The organism is Bacillus sp. FDAARGOS_1420, from assembly GCF_019344915.1.
In the GTDB taxonomy this organism is placed as follows: Bacteria; Bacillota; Bacilli; order Bacillales; family Bacillaceae_G; genus Bacillus_A; species Bacillus_A mycoides.
Genome location: NZ_JAHWJB010000001.1, coordinates 1698149 through 1721755 on the forward strand (window position 1 = coordinate 1698149; position 23607 = coordinate 1721755).

At 34.8% G+C, this 23607-nt stretch carries 29 protein-coding genes and 1 pseudogene; 14 read left to right on the plus strand and 16 right to left on the minus strand.

Annotated elements, in window-relative coordinates; genetic code table 11:
* The first annotated feature begins 61 nt into the window (after positions 1–61).
* Positions 62–280, plus strand: coding sequence for a hypothetical protein (locus tag I6L50_RS09010; protein WP_016095932.1), 219 nt, complete (start codon positions 62–64; stop codon positions 278–280).
* 138 nt (positions 281–418) lie between these two features.
* Here I6L50_RS09010 and I6L50_RS09015 read toward each other — a convergent pair whose 3' ends face one another.
* Together I6L50_RS09015 and I6L50_RS09020 are read right to left on the minus strand one after the other, a co-directional pair.
* A complete protein-coding gene (locus I6L50_RS09015; RefSeq protein ID WP_219301150.1) occupies positions 419–1291 on the minus strand; it encodes a YitT family protein in 873 nt (290 codons plus the stop codon).
* 187 nt (positions 1292–1478) lie between these two features.
* Positions 1479–2513, minus strand: a complete 1035-nt coding sequence (locus I6L50_RS09020; RefSeq protein WP_219301151.1) for a YdcF family protein — start codon at positions 2511–2513, stop codon at positions 1479–1481.
* 712 nt (positions 2514–3225) lie between these two features.
* Between I6L50_RS09020 and I6L50_RS09025 the strand changes: the two genes are divergently transcribed.
* A complete protein-coding gene (locus I6L50_RS09025) occupies positions 3226–3459 on the plus strand; it encodes a spore germination protein (RefSeq protein ID WP_088040298.1) in 234 nt (77 codons plus the stop codon).
* A gap of 169 nt (positions 3460–3628) precedes the next feature.
* On the opposite strand, the gene cydB is transcribed toward I6L50_RS09025, so the two are convergent.
* Positions 3629–4657: a cytochrome d ubiquinol oxidase subunit II gene (cydB, locus tag I6L50_RS09030; protein WP_219301152.1), complete on the minus strand. Its 1029-nt coding sequence runs from the start codon at positions 4655–4657 to the stop codon at positions 3629–3631.
* Positions 4647–5996 (minus strand): cytochrome ubiquinol oxidase subunit I, encoded by a 1350-nt coding sequence (gene cydA / locus I6L50_RS09035; RefSeq protein ID WP_219301153.1) that lies wholly within the window; start codon positions 5994–5996, stop codon positions 4647–4649. Before cydA ends, cydB begins: the two co-directional genes overlap by 11 nt.
* Positions 5997–6220: 224 nt before the next feature.
* Between cydA and I6L50_RS09040 the strand changes: the two genes are divergently transcribed.
* Positions 6221–6784, plus strand: a complete 564-nt coding sequence (locus I6L50_RS09040) for a beta-class carbonic anhydrase (RefSeq protein WP_002089163.1) — start codon at positions 6221–6223, stop codon at positions 6782–6784.
* On the opposite strand, the gene yidD is transcribed toward I6L50_RS09040, so the two are convergent.
* Positions 6781–7017 carry a membrane protein insertion efficiency factor YidD gene (yidD, locus tag I6L50_RS09045; RefSeq protein ID WP_002112460.1) on the minus strand — a complete coding sequence of 79 codons (237 nt, stop codon included), beginning with the start codon at positions 7015–7017 and terminating at the stop codon, positions 6781–6783. The genes I6L50_RS09040 and yidD overlap by 4 nt on opposite strands.
* Before the next feature lie 128 nt (positions 7018–7145).
* Here yidD and luxS point away from each other — a divergent pair, with 128 nt between their 5' ends.
* Positions 7146–7619 (plus strand): S-ribosylhomocysteine lyase LuxS, encoded by a 474-nt coding sequence (luxS, locus tag I6L50_RS09050; RefSeq protein ID WP_001141371.1) that lies wholly within the window; start codon positions 7146–7148, stop codon positions 7617–7619.
* Positions 7620–7683: 64 nt separating this feature from the next.
* Here the strand turns inward: luxS and I6L50_RS09055 are convergent, their stop codons facing one another.
* The 5 genes and pseudogenes from I6L50_RS09055 to ytzI all read right to left on the minus strand — a co-directional run.
* Positions 7684–7914, minus strand: coding sequence for a YczI family protein (locus tag I6L50_RS09055; protein WP_219301154.1), 231 nt, complete (start codon positions 7912–7914; stop codon positions 7684–7686).
* A 25-nt stretch (positions 7915–7939) separates the two neighbouring features.
* The gene (locus tag I6L50_RS09060; RefSeq protein WP_002138769.1) at positions 7940–8173 is read right to left on the minus strand and encodes a hypothetical protein; all 234 of its coding nucleotides are present in this window, start codon (positions 8171–8173) and stop codon (positions 7940–7942) included.
* A gap of 375 nt (positions 8174–8548) precedes the next feature.
* Positions 8549–8779 (minus strand): DUF3953 domain-containing protein, encoded by a 231-nt coding sequence (locus I6L50_RS09065; RefSeq protein ID WP_219301155.1) that lies wholly within the window; start codon positions 8777–8779, stop codon positions 8549–8551.
* Between the two features lie 14 nt (positions 8780–8793).
* On the minus strand, positions 8794–9024 hold the full coding sequence (locus tag I6L50_RS09070) for a YczI family protein (RefSeq protein WP_219301156.1): 231 nt from the start codon (positions 9022–9024) through the stop codon (positions 8794–8796).
* A 214-nt stretch (positions 9025–9238) separates the two neighbouring features.
* A pseudogene (gene ytzI, locus I6L50_RS09075) lies at positions 9239–9328 on the minus strand (YtzI protein); the annotation flags it as partial.
* A gap of 83 nt (positions 9329–9411) precedes the next feature.
* Here ytzI and I6L50_RS09080 point away from each other — a divergent pair.
* The 3 genes from I6L50_RS09080 to I6L50_RS09090 all read left to right on the plus strand — a co-directional run bounded on the left by I6L50_RS09080 (position 9412) and on the right by I6L50_RS09090 (position 10943).
* Positions 9412–9729, plus strand: a complete 318-nt coding sequence (locus tag I6L50_RS09080; protein ID WP_002089150.1) for a hypothetical protein — start codon at positions 9412–9414, stop codon at positions 9727–9729.
* 84 nt (positions 9730–9813) lie between these two features.
* Complete coding sequence (gene mutTA / locus I6L50_RS09085) at positions 9814–10293, plus strand: antimutator 8-oxo-(dGTP/GTP)ase (protein ID WP_002015736.1); 480 nt, start codon at positions 9814–9816, stop codon at positions 10291–10293.
* A 113-nt stretch (positions 10294–10406) separates the two neighbouring features.
* The gene (locus tag I6L50_RS09090) at positions 10407–10943 is read left to right on the plus strand and encodes a DUF3267 domain-containing protein (RefSeq protein WP_113938165.1); all 537 of its coding nucleotides are present in this window, start codon (positions 10407–10409) and stop codon (positions 10941–10943) included.
* 47 nt (positions 10944–10990) lie between these two features.
* Here the strand turns inward: I6L50_RS09090 and I6L50_RS09095 are convergent, their stop codons facing one another.
* On the minus strand, positions 10991–11662 hold the full coding sequence (locus I6L50_RS09095) for an HAD family hydrolase (protein WP_219301158.1): 672 nt from the start codon (positions 11660–11662) through the stop codon (positions 10991–10993).
* A gap of 93 nt (positions 11663–11755) precedes the next feature.
* Here I6L50_RS09095 and I6L50_RS09100 point away from each other — a divergent pair, with 93 nt between their 5' ends.
* Complete coding sequence (locus I6L50_RS09100; protein ID WP_113938163.1) at positions 11756–12874, plus strand: recombinase family protein; 1119 nt, start codon at positions 11756–11758, stop codon at positions 12872–12874.
* Positions 12875–13100: 226 nt separating this feature from the next.
* Complete coding sequence (locus I6L50_RS09105) at positions 13101–13328, plus strand: hypothetical protein (RefSeq protein ID WP_002089142.1); 228 nt, start codon at positions 13101–13103, stop codon at positions 13326–13328.
* 34 nt (positions 13329–13362) lie between these two features.
* Here I6L50_RS09105 and I6L50_RS09110 read toward each other — a convergent pair whose 3' ends face one another.
* From I6L50_RS09110 to I6L50_RS09120, 3 genes are read right to left on the minus strand one after another with little or no spacing between them, the layout of a single operon-like run.
* Positions 13363–14169: an ABC transporter permease gene (locus I6L50_RS09110; protein WP_002089141.1), complete on the minus strand. Its 807-nt coding sequence runs from the start codon at positions 14167–14169 to the stop codon at positions 13363–13365.
* The gene (locus I6L50_RS09115; RefSeq protein WP_016102906.1) at positions 14162–14926 is read right to left on the minus strand and encodes an ABC transporter ATP-binding protein; all 765 of its coding nucleotides are present in this window, start codon (positions 14924–14926) and stop codon (positions 14162–14164) included. The genes I6L50_RS09110 and I6L50_RS09115 overlap by 8 nt, the downstream gene beginning before the upstream one ends.
* Before the next feature lie 11 nt (positions 14927–14937).
* Positions 14938–15945 carry an ABC transporter substrate-binding protein gene (locus I6L50_RS09120; RefSeq protein WP_219301159.1) on the minus strand — a complete coding sequence of 336 codons (1008 nt, stop codon included), beginning with the start codon at positions 15943–15945 and terminating at the stop codon, positions 14938–14940.
* 120 nt (positions 15946–16065) lie between these two features.
* Here I6L50_RS09120 and I6L50_RS09125 point away from each other — a divergent pair, with 120 nt between their 5' ends.
* The 4 genes from I6L50_RS09125 (at position 16066) to I6L50_RS09140 (ending at position 19319) form a co-directional block, all read left to right on the plus strand.
* Positions 16066–16362 carry a DUF3986 family protein gene (locus I6L50_RS09125; RefSeq protein ID WP_113938161.1) on the plus strand — a complete coding sequence of 99 codons (297 nt, stop codon included), beginning with the start codon at positions 16066–16068 and terminating at the stop codon, positions 16360–16362.
* Between the two features lie 11 nt (positions 16363–16373).
* Complete coding sequence (locus I6L50_RS09130) at positions 16374–16604, plus strand: hypothetical protein (RefSeq protein ID WP_002034470.1); 231 nt, start codon at positions 16374–16376, stop codon at positions 16602–16604.
* Between the two features lie 211 nt (positions 16605–16815).
* On the plus strand, positions 16816–18882 hold the full coding sequence (locus tag I6L50_RS09135; RefSeq protein ID WP_219301160.1) for an LTA synthase family protein: 2067 nt from the start codon (positions 16816–16818) through the stop codon (positions 18880–18882).
* 188 nt (positions 18883–19070) lie between these two features.
* The gene (locus tag I6L50_RS09140) at positions 19071–19319 is read left to right on the plus strand and encodes an ABC transporter permease family protein (RefSeq protein ID WP_257475375.1); all 249 of its coding nucleotides are present in this window, start codon (positions 19071–19073) and stop codon (positions 19317–19319) included.
* A 25-nt stretch (positions 19320–19344) separates the two neighbouring features.
* On the opposite strand, the gene I6L50_RS09145 is transcribed toward I6L50_RS09140, so the two are convergent.
* Complete coding sequence (locus I6L50_RS09145; protein ID WP_113938157.1) at positions 19345–20154, minus strand: alpha/beta fold hydrolase; 810 nt, start codon at positions 20152–20154, stop codon at positions 19345–19347.
* A 21-nt stretch (positions 20155–20175) separates the two neighbouring features.
* Positions 20176–22203 carry a catalase gene (locus I6L50_RS09150; protein ID WP_219301161.1) on the minus strand — a complete coding sequence of 676 codons (2028 nt, stop codon included), beginning with the start codon at positions 22201–22203 and terminating at the stop codon, positions 20176–20178.
* Between the two features lie 172 nt (positions 22204–22375).
* Between I6L50_RS09150 and I6L50_RS09155 the strand changes: the two genes are divergently transcribed.
* Positions 22376–23605, plus strand: a complete 1230-nt coding sequence (locus tag I6L50_RS09155) for an ATP-binding protein (protein WP_219301162.1) — start codon at positions 22376–22378, stop codon at positions 23603–23605.
* Positions 23606–23607: the final 2 nt, after the last annotated feature.

Genomic DNA, 23607 nt, shown 5'->3' on the forward strand with positions numbered 1-23607 from the left:
TTTTTATTATGGGAATTAATTCCTTGTAGCTGGTACAATTAATGAATAAGGAGGGAATATTATGACTATGTATAAAAGATTTAGTTTAATCATGTTCCTCGTATTATTCCTCAGTTTGTTTATTAGTACAACGATGAAATTTCACTTTGTAGTTGGCATTCTATGGATACTATGTACATGTACTCTCTTTCTATATATTCCGCTTCGCTTTCAACATGAAGTGAACGCCTTTCAAAAGTACGTCGATTGGATTAAAAGCGGAGGAAGATGGGGGGAGTAAAATATATCAACAGTTTTTCGATTATATCTATCGTAACTCAAAATATATCAACGATTCGAAAAGGAATATTGATTTACCAACTTCATAATAAAAAGAGGGTGTGCCAATATTTTGGCACACCCTCTTTTTTCATAATGATTAATGAATATCACGTTTCTTAAAGCTACCGCCTTTTACTTCAGCTACGTCATAAACTGTAATAAAGGCATTAGGATCGATTTCATTAATCAGGTCCTTCATTTTACTTTCTTCTAAACGGTTAATTACACAAGATATTTCTTTAAATTTCTCTCTTGAATAACCACCATAAACTTCATTGTATGTTGCGCTTCGGCCTAAACGATCGCGAATTGTTTCTACCATTAATTCAGGCTCTTTCGTGATGATTTTAAATGTTTTCGAACCACTTAAACCAACTTCAACGATATGAATCACTTTCGAAGCGATAAAGTAAGCAATTGCCGAAAGGATAGCCCCTTGAAGACCAAATACTGTTGAAACAAAAATAAAGACAAACATATTTAAGAATAAAATAAGGTCACTTGTTCCAAAAGGTAACTTACGAGAAAGTAATACAGCTAGCATATCGATTCCATCTAATGCGCCGCCGTTACGTAGTGCTAGTCCCATACCGAAACCGATAATAATACCACCAACAACAGTAATTAAAAGCGTGTCGCCTTCAATAATTGTTGGGATTCCGTGCATGACAACGGTACCTATTGCTAATGAAGCAATCCCGATGATGGAATAAATTGCAAAGCTTTTACCGATTTGTTTATATCCTAACCAAACGAAAGGAATGTTAATAACTGCGATTAGAGCTCCTAATGGCAATCCAAATAATCTTGAACTAACGATACTTAAACCAGTCACACCACCGTCTGATACGTTATTTGGAATTAATACCGCTTCTAATCCGTATGCTGTGATAAATGCCCCAATAATAATCATTAAAGCTTTTGAAGCAATTTTTAGCTTATTGGGCTTACTCTTGATCATTTTTTTCATATAATTTCCTCGTTTCAAACTAGTTTCTTATTTGTTACGTAATTCACACCTAAACTCCATTTTAACATTTAATTTGAAAAAATTCTCCTTTAATGGATGTATGCAGGGGATATTATCACCATATTACCATTAAAATATTTTTGAAATTCGTATAAGAAATCCCATCCTTTTAAAGGATGGGATGTTGTTAAGAAAGTATAAAACTAACGACTGTTAGGAATAAAGCGAAACCTAAAATAGTTCCACATATTTTCATATGGCGCTTACGCCCCATAACGACAATTGCGACATATTCGCGAATCATTGCATTAGGCCAGTAATAAAAGGCTGTTTTTGATCCGATTCCTTGGCTATTAAGGCCAGCTTGTCTTGCATATATGCCAGCGCGGAAAAGGTGAAAATTGTTCGTTGTAAAAATACTTCTATATTTACCTTCAGGCTTTAAAGAATCCATAATTTCTTTAGAGAACGACATATTTTGATATGTGTTTACAGAGCGATTTTCTTGCACTGTATGTTCAAGAGAAATTCCTTTTTCAACAGCGTAATTTTGCATCGCTTCTGCTTCCGGAAGCCCTTCATCTGGACCTTGTCCACCAGAGAAAATGATTGTTGGTGGTGTATTCACAGCGGCTTGTTTCCAATAGAAGTCGATCGCTTTATTAATACGACTTGCAAGTAAAGGTGGCACTTTGTCATTAATTAAGCCACTACCAAGAACGATGATGAAATCTTGATTACGCTTTGGTCTGTTGAATTGGTATAAAAAATAAGCAGTTAAGAAGTTAGATAAGTGTATAAAGAAATATACAGTTATAAGAGAAATACCAGCGAAAATAGGCTGGAAATGTGATGAGAACAAACTTGCTGGATTTATAATAGGGAGTAACATAAAGAATAAAATACCTAAAGCAGCAATGAGTGTTAAACAGTTAGTGAAACGTCTTCCTTCTCGTTTCATTAAAATTCTAGCATTCAGAAATAACCCAAACATTAAAGCGATAATACCAAAAGGAATCATAATGATAAGTGCTAAAATAGGTAGCAATATAATTGAATGCAGGGTAGTATTGCCTGAATCATAGGATGTAATAGTACAAAAAATAAGGAAAGAACAGAAAAAGGCATTGAATAAAAAACCGTTTATTATTTTCCGTGGATCTTTTAAGTAAGAAATAAGAAAAGTAATAAACAATATAAGAGGAATAATTCCGAAATACATAAATATAGTACACCTCAATTTGTATAATGTTTTATTGCATCCTTAATATTACATGATTTTGAAGATGTTGATAAAAAAATAACGATTTCGAATTTTCTCAACAAACGATATAGTTAAATATGGTAAAATGTATTCAAAGCGATATATTAAAAGTAAAATGGTTGAAGAGGCACTCTGTGGAGTGTCTTTTTCTTTTTGGTATGTAATTATGCATATTATGTTTATTTTCAAGGGAAGAGGATTAAAATATAAGTTGTGGATACACGCTATAAAGCAGAATTTTATATTAATATTTATCTCTACTCTTTTTGTACCTAACAATCTTGTAACAATTCATGATTCTGTTTTCTAGTGTGTGTTTACAAAAAGCGGGATGGGGTATATATAAACAGGGGAAAGGACGTCTTCTTGAAAGGCGTCTTTTTGTTTCTTAGTATAGATAATTTCCACTATTAACGTAGTGCAAACTATCTATACTAAACATTAGCAATCTTCCGTATAAACATTATCAATTTACTATATATTCCAGTGGTGTTAAGCTACATATGAAAGGCTTTCTTTTTCAAAATATTACCCCTAATAAAATTTTGAAGAAGTCAACTGTCTCCAAACTTGCCATTAATGCTTAGAGAAAAAGCACTCAATTTGAGTGCTTTTTCTTATTCAAACATGCTATTTTTTTAGGCGATGTTCATAAAATAAAAGTAACGAAATGAAAGTAGGTGAAAAAATGCCGGCAGTCGTTGAAGGTGTTATTATTGAAAACTGTAACGGAACAATTAATTTAGGTGATAAATATAATGTGCATCCGATTGAAAAAACGAAAGCTTATAATGGATCGGGATCTTCAAATACCGGATTAAATGTGAGGACATTCAGTGGTATTAGTACGGCAGATGTAACGGATAACGATGTGTATGACCAAGTAATTCAATCTACGTTATAATTTTTATATGTAAAATTGCATAAAATGATGTGCTTGCCCTGTGATACAATTTAGTTGTGAGCTGTTAGTGATTCTTCTTTATCATAGTTGTTAGATTAGAAATGTAACATCTTATCGAAAATCATACGTAAAATAAAAAAGACACTTCGCTCGAAGTGTCTTTTTTATTTTAGTGATATCCTTTAGCAGAGTCTTTATGAATTTTATTTTTAAATATGCTGTAGCTCCAAAGCTGATATCCAATAACGATTGGTACCATGACGATTGCAACGAAGAACATAATTTTTAAGTTTAATTGACTACCAGCTGCGTTGTATAACGTTGTACTATAAGCGTCGTTAATACGAGATGGTAACATTCTTGGGAACATACCTGCAAAACCAGTTGTCATAAACATTGCGATTGTTAAGCAAACGAATGTGAATGCAAGGCCGATTTTATGTTTGTACACCATAATAAGTGTGAGTACACTCATTAACATTGCAAGTACTGGAAGAATGAATAGTACAGGATATTCCGTGAAGTTTTGGAATAAATTTGTACGATTTGCAGTTGCGACATAGAAAATAGCTAAAATGATAGCAGCTGCCATTGAAAATGGTCTTGCGATTTTATAAGCACGATCAGATACTTCGCCAGTTGTTTTAATCATAATCCAAAGGGCACCAGATACGACGAATATAGCAGTGAAGAAAAGACCACCTAAAATACCATAATGGTTTAGTAAGCTAAGTAAAGTTCCTTCATAACCATTTTTTCCGATTTGCAGCCCGTAATACAGGTTAGCGAATGTAACACCGAATAAGAAGGCGATTAGGAAACTACCAATTGTAAATGCCCATTTACAAGTTTTTTGCCAAATTGGTGAATCGTCTTTATGCATAAATTCAAGTCCAGCGGCACGAGCAAATAGTGCAAGTAATACTAAAAACAGTGGTGTATATAGGTAACTAAACATATTTGCATATGTGATTGGGAAGGCAGCAAATGTTGCACCACCAGCTGTAATTAACCATACTTCATTACCACCCCAGAATGGACCAATTGCTTCTTGTAATTGATTTCGTTCTTGTCGGTCTTTCGCAACGAATGGGAAAATCATCCCGTTACCGAGTGCGTAGCCATCAAGAATGAAGTAAACTGTCCAAATTACGCCCCATAAACCGAACCAGATAATTGCAAGCATATCATGAGACATGAGCTGTACCTCCTTCAGTAGCAGGTTCTTCTAATGCAGCGGGTCCTTTTTTCGCGAACTTCAGCATTAAGTATACATCTGCAATTAAGAGTAAAGTGTAGAACAATATTAAACTAATTAATGAGAACCAAATTTGTGGAACTGATATAGGTGACACGGATTCTGCTGTACGCATTAGTTTATAAACTGTCCACGGTTGACGACCTACTTCAGCAACAATCCAGCCAGCATTAATCGCAATGTATGGAAGTAAGACAGACCACATTGTAATTTTTAAATAACGTTTTGAGTTTTCTAGTTTTCCTTTTCGGTTTAAATAGAATCCATACCAAGTTAATGCCATAAAGAACATACCAAGTGCAACCATTAAGCGGAAGCTATAGTACACGAGGTTAACGTTTGGACGATCTTCTTTCGGAATATCTTTTAAACCAACAATTTCTCCATCAAATGAGTTTGTATAGAAGAAACTTCCGAGTTTTGGAATAGTAAGGAATTCAAAGTTCTTTTCATTTTTCACATCAGGAATTTGAATGATTGAGAAGCCTTGTCCTTTTCCAGTTTCCCAAACAGCTTCCATCGCAGCTCCTTTTGCTGGTTGATATTTAGCAGCTGATACACCGGATTGATGGCCCATAAATGGTGTAATTGTTGCGGCGAATAAACCTAACATTAAACCAAATTTAAATGATTTTTTGAAGAATTCCACTTCGTTTTTACGTAGTAAGTGATATGCACTAATTGCCATAACGAAGAAAGCACCGACAATATAACAACCAATTACAGTATTGAAGAACATATTCCATGCATATGGATTTGTAACAAGAGCCCAGAAGTCATTTAATTCAGCGCGGCCATTACGTACTACATAGCCAACGGGGTTTTGCATAAAGCCGTTTGCTGTAATAATCCAAAGGGCAGAAATATTTGTTCCAAGTGCAACAATCCACATACAGAAAGCACGGAACTTTGGTGAGATTTTGTCTTTACCGAATAACCATATTCCCATGAAAGTAGATTCTAAGAAGAAGGCAACGAGTGCTTCGATTGCGAGAGGTGATCCGAAAATATCCCCCATATATTTGGAGTACTCAGACCAGTTTGTTCCAAATTGGAATTCCATCGTAATTCCGGTTATAATCCCCATTACGAAGTTAATTGTAAAAAGTTTTCCCCAGAAATTTGCCATTTTACGGTATGTTGGATTCAATGTGCGGGCGTATTGAGTTTCCATACATGCTACTAAAATAACAAGTCCGATTGTCAAAGGTACAAATAAAAAGTGATAAAAAATAGTAATTGCAAATTGAAAACGACTTAGTAACAGAACGTCGGACATAATAAATATTCACTCCTTTTTTACATTATCTACAATCAGTTTATAGTGAAAAAACGTTTAAAGTATGTGAGACTTGTTACAAAGGTGTGTGTATATTTTGAAAGAATTATGTCGATTATCTGAAAATATCCTATTTTTACTATAAAGCAATATCCTTTTTGAGTTTTTCAAATTTTGGTACACTATATATGAAGTGTAAATGAGAGAAAAGAGGGTTCTTTACTATGAAGTCATTAGAAGAGATTTTACAATACAATGAAAAATTTGTTGAAGAGAAAAAATACGAAGAGTATGAAACAGGGAAATTTCCAAACAAAAAGATGGTAATTATCTCTTGTATGGATACTCGTCTTGTTGAATTATTACCGAAAGCAATGAATATGCGTAACGGTGATGTGAAAATTATTAAAGTAGCAGGCGCTGTTATTTCACATCCGTTTGGAAGTATTATGCGTAGTATTTTAGTCGCTGTATATGAGCTTGGAGCTGACGAAGTATGTGTTGTCGGTCATCATGATTGTGGTATGGCAAAAATTCAAGCAAGCAGTACAATTGAGAAAATGAAAGAGCGCGGCGTAACAGAAGAGAAATTAGATACACTTCGTTATTCTGGAATCGATTTAGAAAGATTCCTACAAGGGTTCTCTAGTGTAGAAGAAAGTGTAGAACATAGTGTGTCAATACTTCGCAACCATCCGTTACTTCCGGAAGAAGTACCTGTTCACGGTCTTGTTATAGATCCTGACACAGGAAAATTAGATTTAGTTGTAAATGGTTACGAAAATTAAGAATTTACTTTGTCATCCTTTTTATCTGGGACAGGATCAAATCCTCCTGGATGGAAAGGGTGACATTTTAATATACGCTTACATGTAAGCCAAAATCCTTTGAAGGCACCGTGTTTTTGAAACGCTTCTAATCCATAATGAGAGCAAGTCGGATGAAAGCGGCACGTTGGCGGTGTCATCGGAGAAATGAACTTTTGATAAAAGCGTATAATACCGATAAAAATCTGTTTCATAATGGTCTCCTTTTCAGCATAGTCTTAAAGTATTATAGCACGACCGTACATAATTCTTTACTAATGTTGATTTCCGTTATATCATATTGGATATAACGGAATTAAATTAAAAGCGGGAGAGATGTTATATGCCATCAGTAGAAAGCTTTGAATTAGATCATACAATTGTAAAGGCGCCTTATGTAAGACATTGCGGAGTCCACAATGTAGGTAGTGACGGTATTGTAAATAAATTTGATATTCGTTTTTGCCAACCAAATAAACAAGCAATGAAACCAGATGTTATTCATACGTTAGAGCATTTATTAGCATTTAATTTACGTAAATATATTGATCGTTATCCGCATTTTGATATTATCGATATTTCACCGATGGGCTGCCAAACAGGGTATTATCTTGTAGTAAGCGGGACACCGACAGTTCGTGAAATCATTGATTTATTAGAACTAACATTAAAAGATGCGGTTCAAATTACAGAAATTCCAGCTGCAAATGAAACACAATGTGGCCAAGCGAAGCTTCACGACTTAGAAGGAGCACAACGCTTAATGAACTTCTGGTTAAGCCAAGATAAAGATGAACTTGAGAAAGTATTTGGATAGAAAGAAAAACTGCCTGTGAAAGGGCAGTTTTTTTTATTTTGTTAAGAGAAAACTTGCTCTTTTTTTATGAAAGTATACTAGACACTCCTACATATAAAATAAAGACAGAACCGAGAAAATAAACAAATGCTTTTGCTTTTTGCTGCTCTTTTATTTCATCAATTCCAAAAAGGATAAACATAATACTTAAAAGGATAAATACGAATGGTAAAAGCATAGAGAGGTTTGCAAGGAGGCTAAGTAGAGCGAGAATGAGAGCGATAGTAGCTATTATAATTCGAAAGTTTTTTAACATGAAATCCTCCTTAGTAGAAGTATTGTTATCGAGAGACAAGAATAAGAATGACAATAATTAAAGTAAAGACGCCAGAAAAGAAAGAGATTGTACTATTTACTTTCTGTTGTTTCTGTTTTTCTTCTGCGCTCATGATGAAAGCCATGATAGATAAGGCAATAAGCATATAGGGCATAATAACAAGCGGGTTTGTAAACATTCCATATAGAGCGAGTGCGATGACGATCAGAGCGGATATAATACGAAATACTTTTAGCATACTATTCTCCACCTTTTTCGTTTTTTTTATTGTCCTCAAATGTATTACCTGTTCGAAAAAGCAAAATTGGTGAAAATAATCGTCAATAGGTGATTAAAAGTACATGTTACCTTTAGCGAAAGTAGGTCGATATTAAAACGAAGAACATAAGAATAGAAACGAAAAAATACGGAATACTCATTGATTATCGTCCGGATTTCAGTTCATTCATTCCTAGAAGAATAAAGAAACAACTGAAAGTAAATTGTATGTATGGGAGAATTGTGAAATTATCGGTAATAAGAGAATAAGTGCAAAGAGAGTATCAGGAGCATGAAAAGCATGAGAAAAATCCGTAATCTAGTTAGCGTTGTATCCCTCCTTTAAATAGACAAATTAACGAAGTATTTCTGAGATACCTAGATATAAAACTGCTGCACTGACTAAAAAAACGAGCGTACTACTTACTTTTTTATGTTCCATCATTTCCTCTATACTTACAATGAAAGCCATACCGCCTAAAAAGATAAACATATAAGGCATAATTCCTCTATTTCCAGTAATAAAACTATAGATTGCTATAAATAAAGAGATAAGTGAAAAAGTAATTCGAACTCCTTTTAACATAAAGGACCCTCCTTCTATTTTATGTAGGTAATGATGAGAACAATCCAAATGAAAGCACCAGCAACAATGCAAATAAATCCGGTTCCTGAATCCTTCTTTTTTATTTGCTCAATTGCGATGAGAAACATTAAAGCTCCTAATAGAAATTGTGAAAGTGGTAGAAAGTTATTTTGACCTGTATAGAGCCCCATTGCTGACATAATTATCACAGTGAGTGCGATTGCGATGCGAAGTATACGAGGCATACTATGATTCCTCCTTATTATTTTTAGGGTAAGGGTTATCTTCGGGCTTATCAACAGAATGTTTATCCCGCATTAACGGGCAGTAAAACTCCCACCTCAAAATTCGGATGGAGCAAAGAAGTTAGGTGGGAGATCAACTGCCCGTAAACGCCCGATTGGTGAAGGCTAATAATCAGTGGGGGATGAACAAAACCCCCACTGATTATAGTTTCACTTTATATGCGTAGCCTTTATTAATCGTCATGACGGAGAGTACTAATACGATCAGTACGATTATAATGCCGATAATTAATATTTTGAGCATGAAATCCCTCCTTTTCTTTATTTTACATAATTTTGTAATTGATGAAAACAATAGAAATTAAAAGGATGAAAGAAGGGTGTTACATGGAGAATAAAAAAACATATTATATATCAGTTGGAAATGGTCAAATTTCGCAAGTGAAGACGGCGGATACGTATAATTTTGAAATTTATGCAAATGACGAAGAGATTACGGAGTTAAGAGAGTATTTTGATCAAGCGTATGAAGAGGACTTAGGTTCGTATGTACGCTCCCACGTTCCATTCGTTGAGTATCATCACGATTCGAATAATGATCGATATGATGAACAACTACAAAAAGCATATAAAATGATTTATGATCTAGGGAATCATGAAACGAAAGAATTAGTCGCACAAATGGGAATAATCAATGGATTGTAATTGGATAATATTATGCAGAAAAGCGAGAATATGCTACAATTTGTGGTAGGAAAAACTTGTAATCATCAATAGGGGAGTAATGGCATGTACAAATTTAAAGATTATTACCACAACACTGTACAATTATCGTTTGAACGTTACCCATTTTCTCCTGAGCCAAAGCATGTTTGGGTTGTATGCCGGTACGGGGATCAATGGTTATTAACGCATCATTTACGCCGTGGTCTTGAATTTCCAGGTGGTAAAGTAGAACTCGGGGAAACACCGGAAGAAGCGGCAGTTCGAGAAGTTCATGAGGAAACCGGCGGCATAGTTTCTGATTTAACTTACTTAGGGCAATACAAAGTATCCGGAAAAGACAAAATAATCATTAAAAACATTTATTTTGCAACAATTAGTGCGGTAGAGCAACATACGCATTACGAAGAAACGAAAGGGTCTGTGTTATTAAAAGACATTCCTGATAATATTAAAACTGATAGAAAATTTAGCTTTATTATGCGCGATGATGTATTAGCGCGTACGATGAAACATATAGAAGAAATCGGCTGTTTTACGAAGTAAAGTGGCCGGTTTCTTTTTTTGTGTTCAAAATAAATGTAAATATATCTTTACATTTATTTTGGGTATATTATACAATTTTGTAAAGGTGTATTTACGTTTTAGGAGGGGAAAAGATGGATAAAAGAAAAGAAACGACTGTTGCGGTTTCGATGGTTAAATTAAATTTCTATGCATTTCTTATAATATTTGTTTTGGCATTTGGAATTAGTTTTTTACATGCGCTTTTTTCAGGCGAGTTTCAAATTGAAATTACATTGCCGATTATGTTTCTTTTGATTATTGGAATGATTATTCTCGTTTGTATTCATGAGGCAATACATTTAATTGGATTTCGCTATATCGGAGGTGTTCCGTGGAGTGAACTAAAATGGGGCGTCAATTGGAAATTAGGTGCTGCATATGCTCATTCTAAACAGGTGATTACAGTAAAGCAAATGAAGACAGTGTTAATGCTTCCGTTTTTACCAACTGGAATTTTACCAATTGTATTGGGATTAGCTATGAATCTGGAGCCACTCTCATTTTTAGGGATTCTACTAACAGCAGGTTGTATCGGTGACATTGCTTTATATAAAAAAGTTTCAAAGTTTCCAGATGATGCGCTAGTTAAAGATCATCCGAGTAAACCGCAGTTTACAGTTTATGAGTAAAGCAGTCCAAAGAACCTCTCTTCCGTAGAGTGGTTCTTTGGACTGCTTTATGTTTTTTTTATTTCCACCTCTAAAAACGAAAGCACCTCTAATAAATCATCCACCACACGTGAATGTTCAAAGTCACCCCAAAATAAATCTCTCTTCCAAACGCCAAGAATCCCTACTTGTTCAGAACCAAGCACATCATTTTCTGGATGGTCTCCAACGTAAAGGCATTCTTCTGCTTTTACGTTTAGCTTTTGTAAAGCACGTTCGAAAATCTCAGGGTGAGGCTTTTTAATTCCTTCCGCTTCTGAAACAAGAATCGTGCTTGTATACGTATGTATGTTTAGTGCTCGAAGGTTGTTCATTTGAAAATCAGTAAAGCCGTTTGTAATAATACCGATTTTAATGTTTTGCTGAGTTAGCTGTTGAAGTAATTCATGCATGTTTTGGAAAGGAATACAATGATGTTGGAAGTTTGTAATGTAGTCGTGCAGCAGTTGCTCTTGCGTTAAAGTGGTAATGTTGTATTCGCAAAGGAGAGTGGAATATACCTTATCTTTCCATGTGTAACCATTATTGTCGAGTTCGAGAAAACGAGAGCAATACTCGAATTTTTCTATGTTTATCAAATGAAAGGCGAAGCGATTATATTGATCACGAATAAATTGCTCTAAAGATTGACGACGATCTAATAGTGTTCCATCTAAGTCAAATAAGACTGCTCGAATCATGGGAAACCTCCATACAGTTTTTATAATTAATTATCGCATATTCGTTAAAAAATGATTATGATATTTTTGTAGAATGGAATAATGGAGGTGCGTATGAAGAAACTGTATGGCAAGTTAGTGTGTTTTATGATTTCAACGGGCTTAGTAGCTGGATGTGATATGTCGGAGCAAACTTCGAAAAGAGAGAAAAAAGATGTGTGCGAAACGACAGAAGAATGCACACAAATAGGTGATAAAACACTTCAAAAAGTATATAAAAAGATAGATGGACTTTCAGAACTTGAAGTACTAGAGGATTATGATTTAGAAGGACATTCAAGTAACGATATGAAAGAAGCAGAAATGAAAAAAAAGGATGATGAAAATTATTTCTTTTTAGCTTCTTATTATATTGATGGTGATGAAATTGTAGATCCTTATTTCGATAAACTAGATCGCAAACGATTGAATAAGGCTTTTGCGGAGGATAAGGACGCGAAAGAAGAAGTATTAAAGCAACGTCAAGATAGGGATTATCATGAATCGTTATGGGAGATGTATAGCACGCTTATTCCTGCTAAGTATCGCACTGACATAAAAGAGTTTGATATGGTAACAGATGGATACGATGGAATTGTGGCTCATGTTATGCCGAGTATGGAGTATCCGAAAGAGTGGACTATTAGTTTAGATACGCTTGATTCTGCAGTAAATATCGATCAAGTGATGAAAACATTAATACATGAGACGGCTCACGTATTGACACTGGGACATAAACAAATACCAGTAAATGAAAAGTACTTAAAGGCTTTTGAAGAAGATAAAGATATTTCATCATACCAAAATAAATGTAAATCTCTTTTCTTACAAGAAGGATGTGCGAAGGAGAGCTCTTATATAAATCAATTTTATAATTCTTTCTGGAAACCAATTGACCAGGAGTGGACAGAAAAGAAAGTGGAAGAAAGCGAAGAAGCTCAAATTGAATTTTTTAAGGAAAAGCATGGTGAGTTTGTTTCACTGTATGGAACGACAAATGTAGCGGAGGATATTGCGGATACATTTACAGCGTTTATTTTACAAGATTCAAAAAAGGTGAAAGAAGGAACAGAATTAAAATATAAAAAAATTGCCTTCTTCTATCAATTCCCTGAGCTTGTAAAAATGAGAGCGGAAGTGTTAGCTGGATTATATGATGTTTCGAAAACGATAGAACAACCAAGTGGACATTAATGCGAATTATGTGTTCGATATATTTTAGCCAAGGAAAAACGTGAAGAATTGTAGTTCTTTGCGTTTCTTTATATTGATAAAATTGAAAATTCTGTCTTTTTTAAAAAAAGAAGAAGGAACTGAATCATTAAAATAGAATTAGTATAAAAACGTCACAAATTAGACACAATTATAATGCGCATAGTATAGGGGCTATAAGTTTACTCTCGAGGAGGTAATGAAACGTATGAAAACGATTCTTGCTGTTGCTGGTCTCATTTGGGTAATGTCTCACGGTTTTCCGATTTTTGAAGGGGAGCAAATTCGTAGTGCATTAAATAAAGAGTTTAATGATTATCATATTATTGATCGAAAAGATAATGTCGTTACGGTGCGTGTGAAAGATTGTTTCCATACAGTTACGGTTGCTAATGGGAATGTTACAGATGATTCGAAAATGTGTGATAAAAGGTAGAAGAAAGAAGCTGACTCTAGCGTATCGCTCTAAGTCAGCTTTTTTTTCGTTTTCCAATAAGGAGTTTTTCAAATGCCTCGACAAATACATACATAAGAGTTGCGAGGACACAAGTGAGCAATACACTGAGTAAGACGAGTGTGAAGTTAAAGACTTGGAATCCGTAGCTAATTAAATAGCCAAGCCCTTGTTTAGAAACGAGGAGTTCCCCGAAAATAACACCGACCCATGATAAGCCAACATTCACTTTTAACGTTGAAATAATTGCAGGGAAAGATGAAGGGAGAATAACGTGCTTATAGCATTGCCATTTATTTGCGCCAAATGTGTCCATGACCTTAATATAGTTGGAATCGACTTCTTGAAATGCGCTGTAAATAACGAGAATGGTAATGATGATGGAGATGATTACCCCCATTGCGATAGAGGATGAAATATTTGGACCGAAAATAACAATGATGATTGGACCGAGTGCAACTTTTGGCATTGCATTTAGGACGACGAGATAAGGATCAAGTACGCGGGCCAAAAGTGGCATCCACCAAAGGAGAGTAGCAATAATAGCTCCGAGTATAGTTCCGAGAATGAAGCCTACTCCTGTTTCAAGTAATGTCGTCCATATGTGGACCCAAAGTGAACCGTCAATCCATTTCGTTAAAAAGAGATCCCAAATACTTGAAGGAGAGCTAAAGAGTAAAGGATCAATCCATTCTTTTTTACTAGCTATTTCCCATAGTGCAAAGAAAAGAACAAGAAGTACAAGTTGTAAAGAGCGAGCTAACCATGCATGTTGTCTTTCTTTTTTTCGAAACTGTTCATGTAGTTGTTTTATATTATCCAAGTCGTTCCAGCTCCTTCCATATTTCTTGGAAGAGGGATGGGAAGTCATGGTGGTGGCGTGCTTCTAACGGCGATAAGGAACGGATACTTTCTGGGACGATGAATGTTTTTGCAATTTTTCCAGGGTTCGCCTGCAGCAAATAAATACGATCACTCATCGCAATTGCTTCTTCAATATCATGTGTCACAAGTAGGGATGTTTTCTTATAGTTACGTAGTAATGTGAAGACGAGATCTTCTAGTTTTAATTTTGTTTGATAATCAAGAGCGGAAAATGGTTCATCTAACAATAAAATTTTTGGGTCGGTCGCTAATGTTCGAACGAGTGCAGCACGTTGGCGCATACCACCGGATAGTTCACGAGGGTATTGCTGTTCTATATCATATAGGCCGACTTGTTTTAAAAGCTTTAATGTATGTTCTTTCGTATTTTCATCATAAACCTTCCGAATATGAAGTCCGAGCATAATATTTTCTTCAATTGTTTTCCACGGAAACAAGTAATCTTGCTGGAGCATATAGCCCATAGAGGGGGTCTTAGTTGTAATCGGTTCACCATCTAAAAATACGATACCTTCAATTGGATCGAGTAGACCTGCGATGATGGAGAGGAGCGTTGTTTTTCCGCAACCACTTGGACCAAGGATTGAAATAAATTCGCCTTCGTCTACTTGCAAACTCATATCTTCAAGAATAAGTTTGGCATTTTCTTTTGCAAAAAAGCAGTGAGAAACGTTACGTATTTGTAAAAAGCTCATACACTTCGCCTCTATTTCTTAATAACGCTTTCGGCAATTTTTGTATTGACGAGCGCTTCATGTGGAACTTCTTTTTGTAATTCACCAGATTCTTTCATAATCGTTTGGAGTTGTTTCCATTCTGCATCATCTAATAATGGATTTGTCGCATAAGAATGTTGTTTTTTGTAGCGCTCAATTACTTTTACTGAAATGTCTTTTGAAGTGTCTTTAAATAGTGGTGAAACGGCATCGGCAATCTCTTCTGGACTATGTGTATCAACCCATTGCTGCGCTTTATATAGTGCGCGCGTGAATTTTTCTGCAGCAGCTTTATCTTTCTTTAAGAAACTTTCTTTTGCCATAAACGTTGTATAAGGGACAGTACCAGATTCAGCCCCGAAAGACGCGACGATATAACCTTTTCCTTCTTTTTCAAGTATACTTGCAGTCGGTTCAAAGAGCTGTACAAATTCTCCCGTACCAGATGCAAAGGCATTTGCAATATTAGCAAACTCGATATTTTGAATTAAGTTCGTATCTTTGCGAGGGTCAATACCATTTTTCTTTAAAACGTATTCACCAACCATTTGCGGCATGCCGCCTTTACGCTGTCCTAAAAACGTAACGCCTTTTACGTCGTTCCAATTAAAAGAGTCTAATTTTTTACGGGAAACTAAAAATGTGCCATCTGTTTGTGTAAGCTGCGCAAAATTAATGACAGGATCTTTTGCTCCTTGTTGATGAACATAAATAGACGTTTCTGAACCAACGAGAGCAATATCAATTCCGCCAGATAAAAGGGTGGTCATCGTTTTATCTCCGCCAGCTGTTGTTTGTAAGTCAATATTTAAGCCTTCATCTTTAAAAAATCCTTTTTCCATTCCAACATATAATGGTGCGTAGAAAAGAGAGTGTGTAACTTCGCCAACGCGAATTTTTTGAGCTTGTTCTTTCGTACTTTCCTTTGTACTACTACAAGCAGCGAATGTGAAAACAGCTAGTAACATGATGCAAAAAACGGTTATTAATTTTTTCACTATATGACACCTCCTAGAAGTCAATCTACAAGCATAATATGTAGGTAAGTGCCCATATGTGAGTATATATAGCAGGAATTTTTTGGGTAGTAAAGAAGTACAAATATAAGGGGTGATAAAATGGATTACGAATACGATGATAGCGTACATTTACATCTTGATTATTTCGGAACTGAATGTGATATGGAATCGATTGCTTATAAGAGGAAGCATGAAGACGTGTGGGATGTGTATTTTAATTTTGGAGTATACGGTCTTCAGAAAGAGGAGATAGAGACAGGTCGGTTTATGGACGAATATGCTGGTTATTACGTTTTTTCTGTACATGCTCGTGATTTGAGCTGGGAGTTTGGAAGTGCTCAGTTTGAGGAATGGATTTTGAAGAACCATATAGTAGAAAGAACGCTTCAAAAATAGGGAGGAATTTTGTGTTTGAATTTCTCATCTTATTGCTTATTTGCGTAATTGGAATTTACATCATGCAAGTGCTCACTTACCGATTCGCAAAGAAAAATATTCATAAATATAAGGAAATGAAATGGATTCATATGTGGCTAGACATGACTATGAAAAAGGGTCCGAGATTAGATTTGTTTGATTTTGTACTTATAGTAATCGTAAGTATCATATGGAAAATATGGATGCTTCCTCTTGTATAGTAAACATGCTAATCATCGTATCCTAATAAATAACGAGAAGAACCTGTCACATGACAGGTTCTTTTCTATTCGGTATGTACAAGAGGTAACAGATGACATTATACGGAGGGTGTACATGAGAAGACGTTGTGTACATAATATGTTATGTTTATATAAGTAATATTTTATTACGGTGCGGGGTGAAATTAATAAACAGAAAAGAGGGAATGAATTGAGGTGTAATTTTTCATTTCATCAGCCAAGAAGAAGTATATTAATTTCAGCGATGTTAAGTGGCCTAGTAACCCTATATGTAATACCCACACTTTTCTTGATTTTAAAATATTTTAGTTTAGATACGATGAAAGATATGTTAAATCAAAAAATTGTCTTAAGTATAATGACAATTTTGATGTGGATTGTACTATTGTATGTTGCGCATTTGAATAAAGATATTGTTAATAAATTTAAACAGATTATTAGGATTTATATTAGAATGTTTTTAGTAGCGCATGTGGTTACTTTGCTTTTTATTTTCACACAAAATAATATGAATCTCGTAAATACACTGAATTGGATTTACAATTATAACGCACAGTTTATATTTAGTTTAATTGTAATTTATGCGATATATGTTTTAGTGTATAACGTACTTGGGAAAGTTTTTTTGAGTACTATTTTGACAAGCATTTTGCTAATCATTTTGGCTATTGTAAATCACTTCAAAATTGTTTTTAGGGGAGATCCACTATATCCTTCTGATTTTACACAGATTGGACATATGCAATCTGTTATACCAATGGTGATGGATTATTTTAGTTGGGGTTATATTCTTCTCGTTATTGTAAGTGTTATTGTCTGTATTTTGGCGGGTATGTATGTGAGGAAGTATATTCAAAATGTAAAAGTTCATGCAGGCGTACGAGTACTATTTATAATAGGATCCGTTTTTATTTTATATGTGTATGGTAATTTTACGAATACGTTTATGAATAAATGGTTTCAAAAGTCAGGTATAGAGTTCGTTTTGTGGAATCAAAATGAAAATTATGCTTCGAACGGTTTTGTGTTAGGCTTTATAAGTAATCTAGATACAACAGTTATTGAAAAGCCGAAAGAGTATTCAAAAGAAAATATGCTTCAAATAGCAAACGATATAAAGAAACAATATAGTAGCAATATAGGGACACAGAAGCAAAAAGAGAAACCGAATATTATTTTTGTAATGAGTGAATCGTTTTGGGATCCAACGAAGTTAACGAACCTGTCCTTTAGTGAAGATCCTTTACCTAATTTGCATCATTATATAGAAAGTTTTCCTGGTGGACAAACTATTTCTCCTGCATTTGGAGGAAATACTGCGAACGTTGAATTTGAGGTATTAACGAGTTATTCAATGAGTTTGTTAAAACCAGGATCTATACCGTATCAGCAAGTTGTTACAAATAAGAAAGAAATTCCATCAATTCCTCGAGCTTTGAAAAAAGAAGGGTATTATACAAGTGCAATTCATTCGTTCGGTCGCTCATTCTTTAAACGGGATGACGTATATAAAGTGTTAGGGTTTGATAAGTTTAATGCACAAGATACGATGGAAAATGTAGAAGTTGATGGAGATTATATTAGCGATTTATCTATGAGTAAAGAGATAATAGCTGAATTAGAGAAGCAAAAGAAACCTACTTTTATTCATGCGGTTACAATGCAAAATCATTTTCCATTTACAGAAGGAAGATTTGGCGAAAATCAAATAGAGATTAGTGGTTTAGAGAATGAAGAATCGAAGGCTGAATTAGAGACTTATACAGAAGGTTTAAGACGTTCAGATGAAGCTCTTCAATATTTAATAGAGGAGCTAGATAATTTAGATAGACCTACATTATTAGTATTCTTTGGGGACCATCTCCCATCACTAGGAACGAATAAATCTCTTTATAAAGAGACTGGTTATATAACGAATGAAAAAACGCCAAGTGAACGATTAGCGATGGCGCAAACGCCGTTATTAATGTATGCAAATTTTGATATGCCAAATGACAATTTAGGTTTAGTAAGTCCAATCTATTTTTCAAATCTTGTCTTTGATTATGCTGGATTAAATAAGGTACCGTTCTATCAATTTTTATCGAAGTTATATGGAGAAATTCCCGTACTTCGTGATGAATTGAAGATAGGAAAAGACGGAGAAGCAATAAAAAGTTTAACAGAAAAACAAAAAGAAATGTTAAAGCAATATGAGTTTATTCAATATGACTTACTCATCGGAAAGCAATATAGTAAGGATATATTATTTAAATAGGCGACAAAAAAGAACTTGTATACGATACAAGTTCTTTTTTCATAGTATTTAACGGGATAACCAGACAAGCTAGGTTTAGGGAGTATTACTTGTACATTTAGTATAAATTAAAATAGAGTCGTTTTAATAATTGATTTGTGAGAAGTGTGTGAATTTTTCATCTAGTATATAATTGGACAATTTGTTTAATTTTAATAGAATCAGTTCCAGATTTGTTATTAATTTTTAGTTTGCAATTATTTGTTGTATGGATTTATAAACAGACAGGATATCGCTTCGTTACCATTTATGCGTTTAATGATGAACGTGCATATTTCTTACCGATTCTTTGTATGACGATTGTTCCAACTCTTCATTTTTTCCGCATTATCGTTTTATTTTTAATGGAAGAGAAGAATAAGCCATATGTGGAATTTGCTCGTGCAAAAGGTAGTTAAGAAAAAAGAATTTGCCGTAAAGGAACTATGAATTTAAAAATTTTATCAGTTCTTTATTTAACTCATCCGCTTGATCGATTGGAGAGCCGTGGCCACTATTTGTAAGAGGATATAGTTCGGAATTTTTAATTCGCTCTTTTGTTAGCTCAGCACTTTTATAAGGGATGAGTTGGTCGTGAACACCGTGGAATATTTTTGTTGGAACGTTAATTTTACTTAAGTCTTTCGTTACGTCTTCGGTCGCGGCTGCTTGCAAAATTTTGATGAGAGCATAAGAAGCGGACTGCATACCGAGATAAGAAAACCATTCTAGTGTAGCCGCTCCTAAGTTTCTATTAAAAAATGATAAAGATACATCACTTAGAAACTTAGGTAAATTTACATACATTTGATTAATAAGAGCATCTGCTTGTTCTTTCGGTACGCCGTAAGGGGATTCTTGGTTTTTCACGAAAGAAGGAGAGACAGCATCCACTAATGCAAGTTTGGAAATACGACGCCCATCATATCGTGACATATACCGAATAGAGAGAGCGCCACCGACTGAGAAGCCGACTAACGTAGCATTTTCTATTTGAAGTGCTTCTAATACAATTGCGATATCATCAGCTAAACGATCATAAGTGTAACCAGTCCATGGTTTATCAGACTGTCCGTTTCCTCGTATATCCATGGCGATGCAGCGGAAACCATGTTGTGGTAAGATATTAAATTGATATTGGTACATTTGATGATTTAAAGGCCAGCCATGAATGAAGAAGACAGGTTTACTTCCAGGGCCTGGGTTAATATCCTCAACAAAAATGTGTACATCTTTTTCAACTGTAACGAACATGATGTATCCTCCTCATGCATTTTAATAGGCTCTTTCCCAAAATCGCTGTTTTGTCATGGCCTGAATAAATTCATTTGCAAGTAAGGTAGGGTTTTGTTCTGTTATAACGCCAGGTTTTCCTTCGATGTTTAAAGATTGAACAATAGTAGTTCCATTTTGGAAAGCGCCAATTGGCTTAAAGTGATTATACGATTCTACGACGAATGAACTGGCCTTGTTAAGAAAATGATCATTAATATTTCCGCCAATAAGAAGTAGCCCATCATAAAGAAGTGGTGACCCTGTTAAGAAAGTATCATTCACTTCCCACTGTCCATTTTGAGAGCCTTGCACAAAACCTAATCGTTCGGAAATAATAACGGGCTGAAGACCGGCTTGTTTGAATTGATTTATAATATATTGTGCGTTTTGACCGTCATATCCGTTTGCGACAATGACGCCTACTCGTAATGTATTTGGGCTGAATGTTGTATGTTCCATACTTAGTGCTGGTGAGGATTTTGTAACATTTGATTCTTGAACATTTGGCACTGTTGCCCCGACTGCTTCAGCTACTAAAGTAGCTAATTCTGTACTTATATGACCAATCATACCTACGACTTGTTGGCGAACTGATTTACTTTTTACTTTTCCTAATTCAAAGGAAAAGGCCTGCATAATATGGATTTTTTCGACGTGGCTCATACTATTCCAAAATAAACGGGCTTGTGAGAAATGGTCTTTAAAACTAGCGGCTGTTTCTCTTGTTTTATGTCCAGAAACAGTAGAAGGATATGTAACGAAACCGCCTTTCGTATCAGGTACAGTAAAGGGAGAGTTATTAGCTAAAGAGTTATTACGGTAAGCGACTTTTCCTTTATCAATTATATATTTAGACGCACCATCTCTTTGATTGTTATGAAAAGGACATACTGGACGATTAATCGGTAACTCTTGATAGTTTGTACCGACGCGTGCTAATTGTGTATCTGTATAAGAAAATAGTCTACCTTGTAAGAGAGGATCATTTGTAAAATCGATACCGCGGACGATGCTTCCAGGGTGCAGTGCGACTTGTTCTGTTTCCGCAAATACGTTATCAACGTTCCGATTTAACGTCATTTTTCCGATGATTTTAACAGGGAAGTCTTCTTCTGGCCAAATTTTCGTTGCATCTAATATATCGAAATCGTATTTAAATTCGTCCTCTTCTTCTAAAATTTGAACGCCAAGTTCGTACTCAGGGTAGTTTCCAGCATTAATATTTTCCCATAAATCACGGCGATGATAATCTGGATCAGCGCCGCCTAGTTTTTGAGCTTCATCCCAAATTAACGAGTGAACGCCAAGCTTTGGCTTCCAGTGGAATTTTACGAATCGTGACTTTCCGTGTTTATTAACTAAACGAAATGTATGAACGCCGAACCCTTGCATCATTCGAAAACTTCTCGGAATTGCGCGATCCGACATAATCCACATCATCATCGCAGCTGATTCTTGATTATTGGCGATAAAGTCCCAAAAAGTATCGTGTGCTGTTTGTCCTTGGGGAATCTCATTATGTGGCTCTGGTTTAAGGGCATGAATAAGATCCGGAAATTTAATACCATCTTGAATGAAGAAAATCGGAATGTTATTACCCACTAAATCGAAATTTCCTTCCTCTGTATAAAACTTAACAGCGAATCCTCGTACATCTCGGTTCGTTTCATTTGCACCTTTTGATCCAGCAACTTCAGAAAAACGAATAAAAATAGGTGTCTTTTTAGATGGGTCTTGTAAAAAATGAGCCATTGTTAAGTCTTCTAAAGAATCATATAGCTCAAAAACACCATGTGCTCCGTAACCGCGGGCATGAACGACTCTTTCAGGAATTCGTTCACGGTCAAAATGAGCGAGTTTTTCTCGCATCAGGAAATCTTCTAAAAGTGTAGGACCACGATCGCCGGCGGTTAAAGAGTTTTCATCATTTGAAATTTTGACACCCGTATTCGTTGTCATCTCTTTTCCTTCATTGTTTTTCGTAAAGGATTGTAACTGTTCTATCTTCTTATTTTCACGACCGTCCATATAAAGCACCTCCCATATTATACGTATTATTGTTCATGGTTTTTATGCTTACATATGGTGTGGGGAAGTATATTATCTATGGATTGATTTTCCTCATTTGTTCAATTTATCTTTGTTTGTCTATGAAAATCATTTATTATAATAAATGGTATTCTTTTGAAGGGGTGTTGAAGTGGAAGAGAGTTTTCTATCAGCTAAAGAAGAAAAGAAAAACAAAAAGATTTTCTTATGGGTAATACATGTTATTTTAATTGTATACGAGGTTGCATACGCGATTATATTAGAAGATACAATGCCTTTAGGAAATTGGCATAAAGGGATATGGAAGCTTGCATATATTATGGCTATATTAGGTATTAGTGTTTACTTATTTGAGAGAGAAAAAGCATATTTAGTTAAATATACATATTTATTTGCATACATGATCGCAGAGACTTTTAATATTGGATGGTATGCTTTTCATAATAGAATAGCATTTGATGAAGGGAATGTAATTGAATATATTTTTATTTTCTTCGTACCGATCTTTTTGAGTAAAAGATATTTATTTGTCCTAGCGCCATTCCTTATAGGGAAATATATGATATACCTATTTGTATTTGGAGAACTTAACCTGTTTATGTCTCTTGTTATAAATATGGTGTTACTTTTCGTGTCATTTATTATTTTAAATCGATTTTTACAATATCTTTCAGCAGTAAAGGGACGTATTGCAGAGGCAAGTCAGTCACAAAAATTGGCGGTTATCGGAAAAATGGCAGCGACAGTCGGACATGAAATTAAAAACCCACTTGCTTCATTAAAAGGGTTTACGCAATTACAAAAAGAGAAACACGAAAAAGATGCAACATATGAACAAATGATTCTTGAAATCGAAAATATGAATAATATGATTAGTGAATTAATGGAGGTTGCTACATGTAAACCTTCTGTTTATGAAAAACACATTGTAAGTGATGTTTTAGTACAAGCGGTAGAAAACATGCGCGGAAAAATGAACGAGTTAAATATAAATTGCACCTTTAATGAAGAGCAAAATAGAAGTGAAATTGAATGTGATGAACGCAAATTAAAAGGAGTATTTTTGTATGTTATTAAAAATGCTTTAGAGGCAATGGAACATGGCGGAACATTAAAAATACAAGTTGAAAATAAAAAAAGAGATTATGTAATAGTAAGTATAGTAGATAGTGGTTTTGGGATAAAAAAGGATAATTTAGGACGAGTTAAGGATGCTTTTTATACAACGAAGCAAGATAGAATTGGATTAGGTCTTACGGTAGTAGAGCGAATTGTGACAGAGCATCTTGGAGAATTACACATTTCTAGTGAAGTAAAGAAAGGAACGAGAGTAGAAATACTGCTCCCGAAAAAATGTGAGCGCAATGTGACACAAGATTAAGA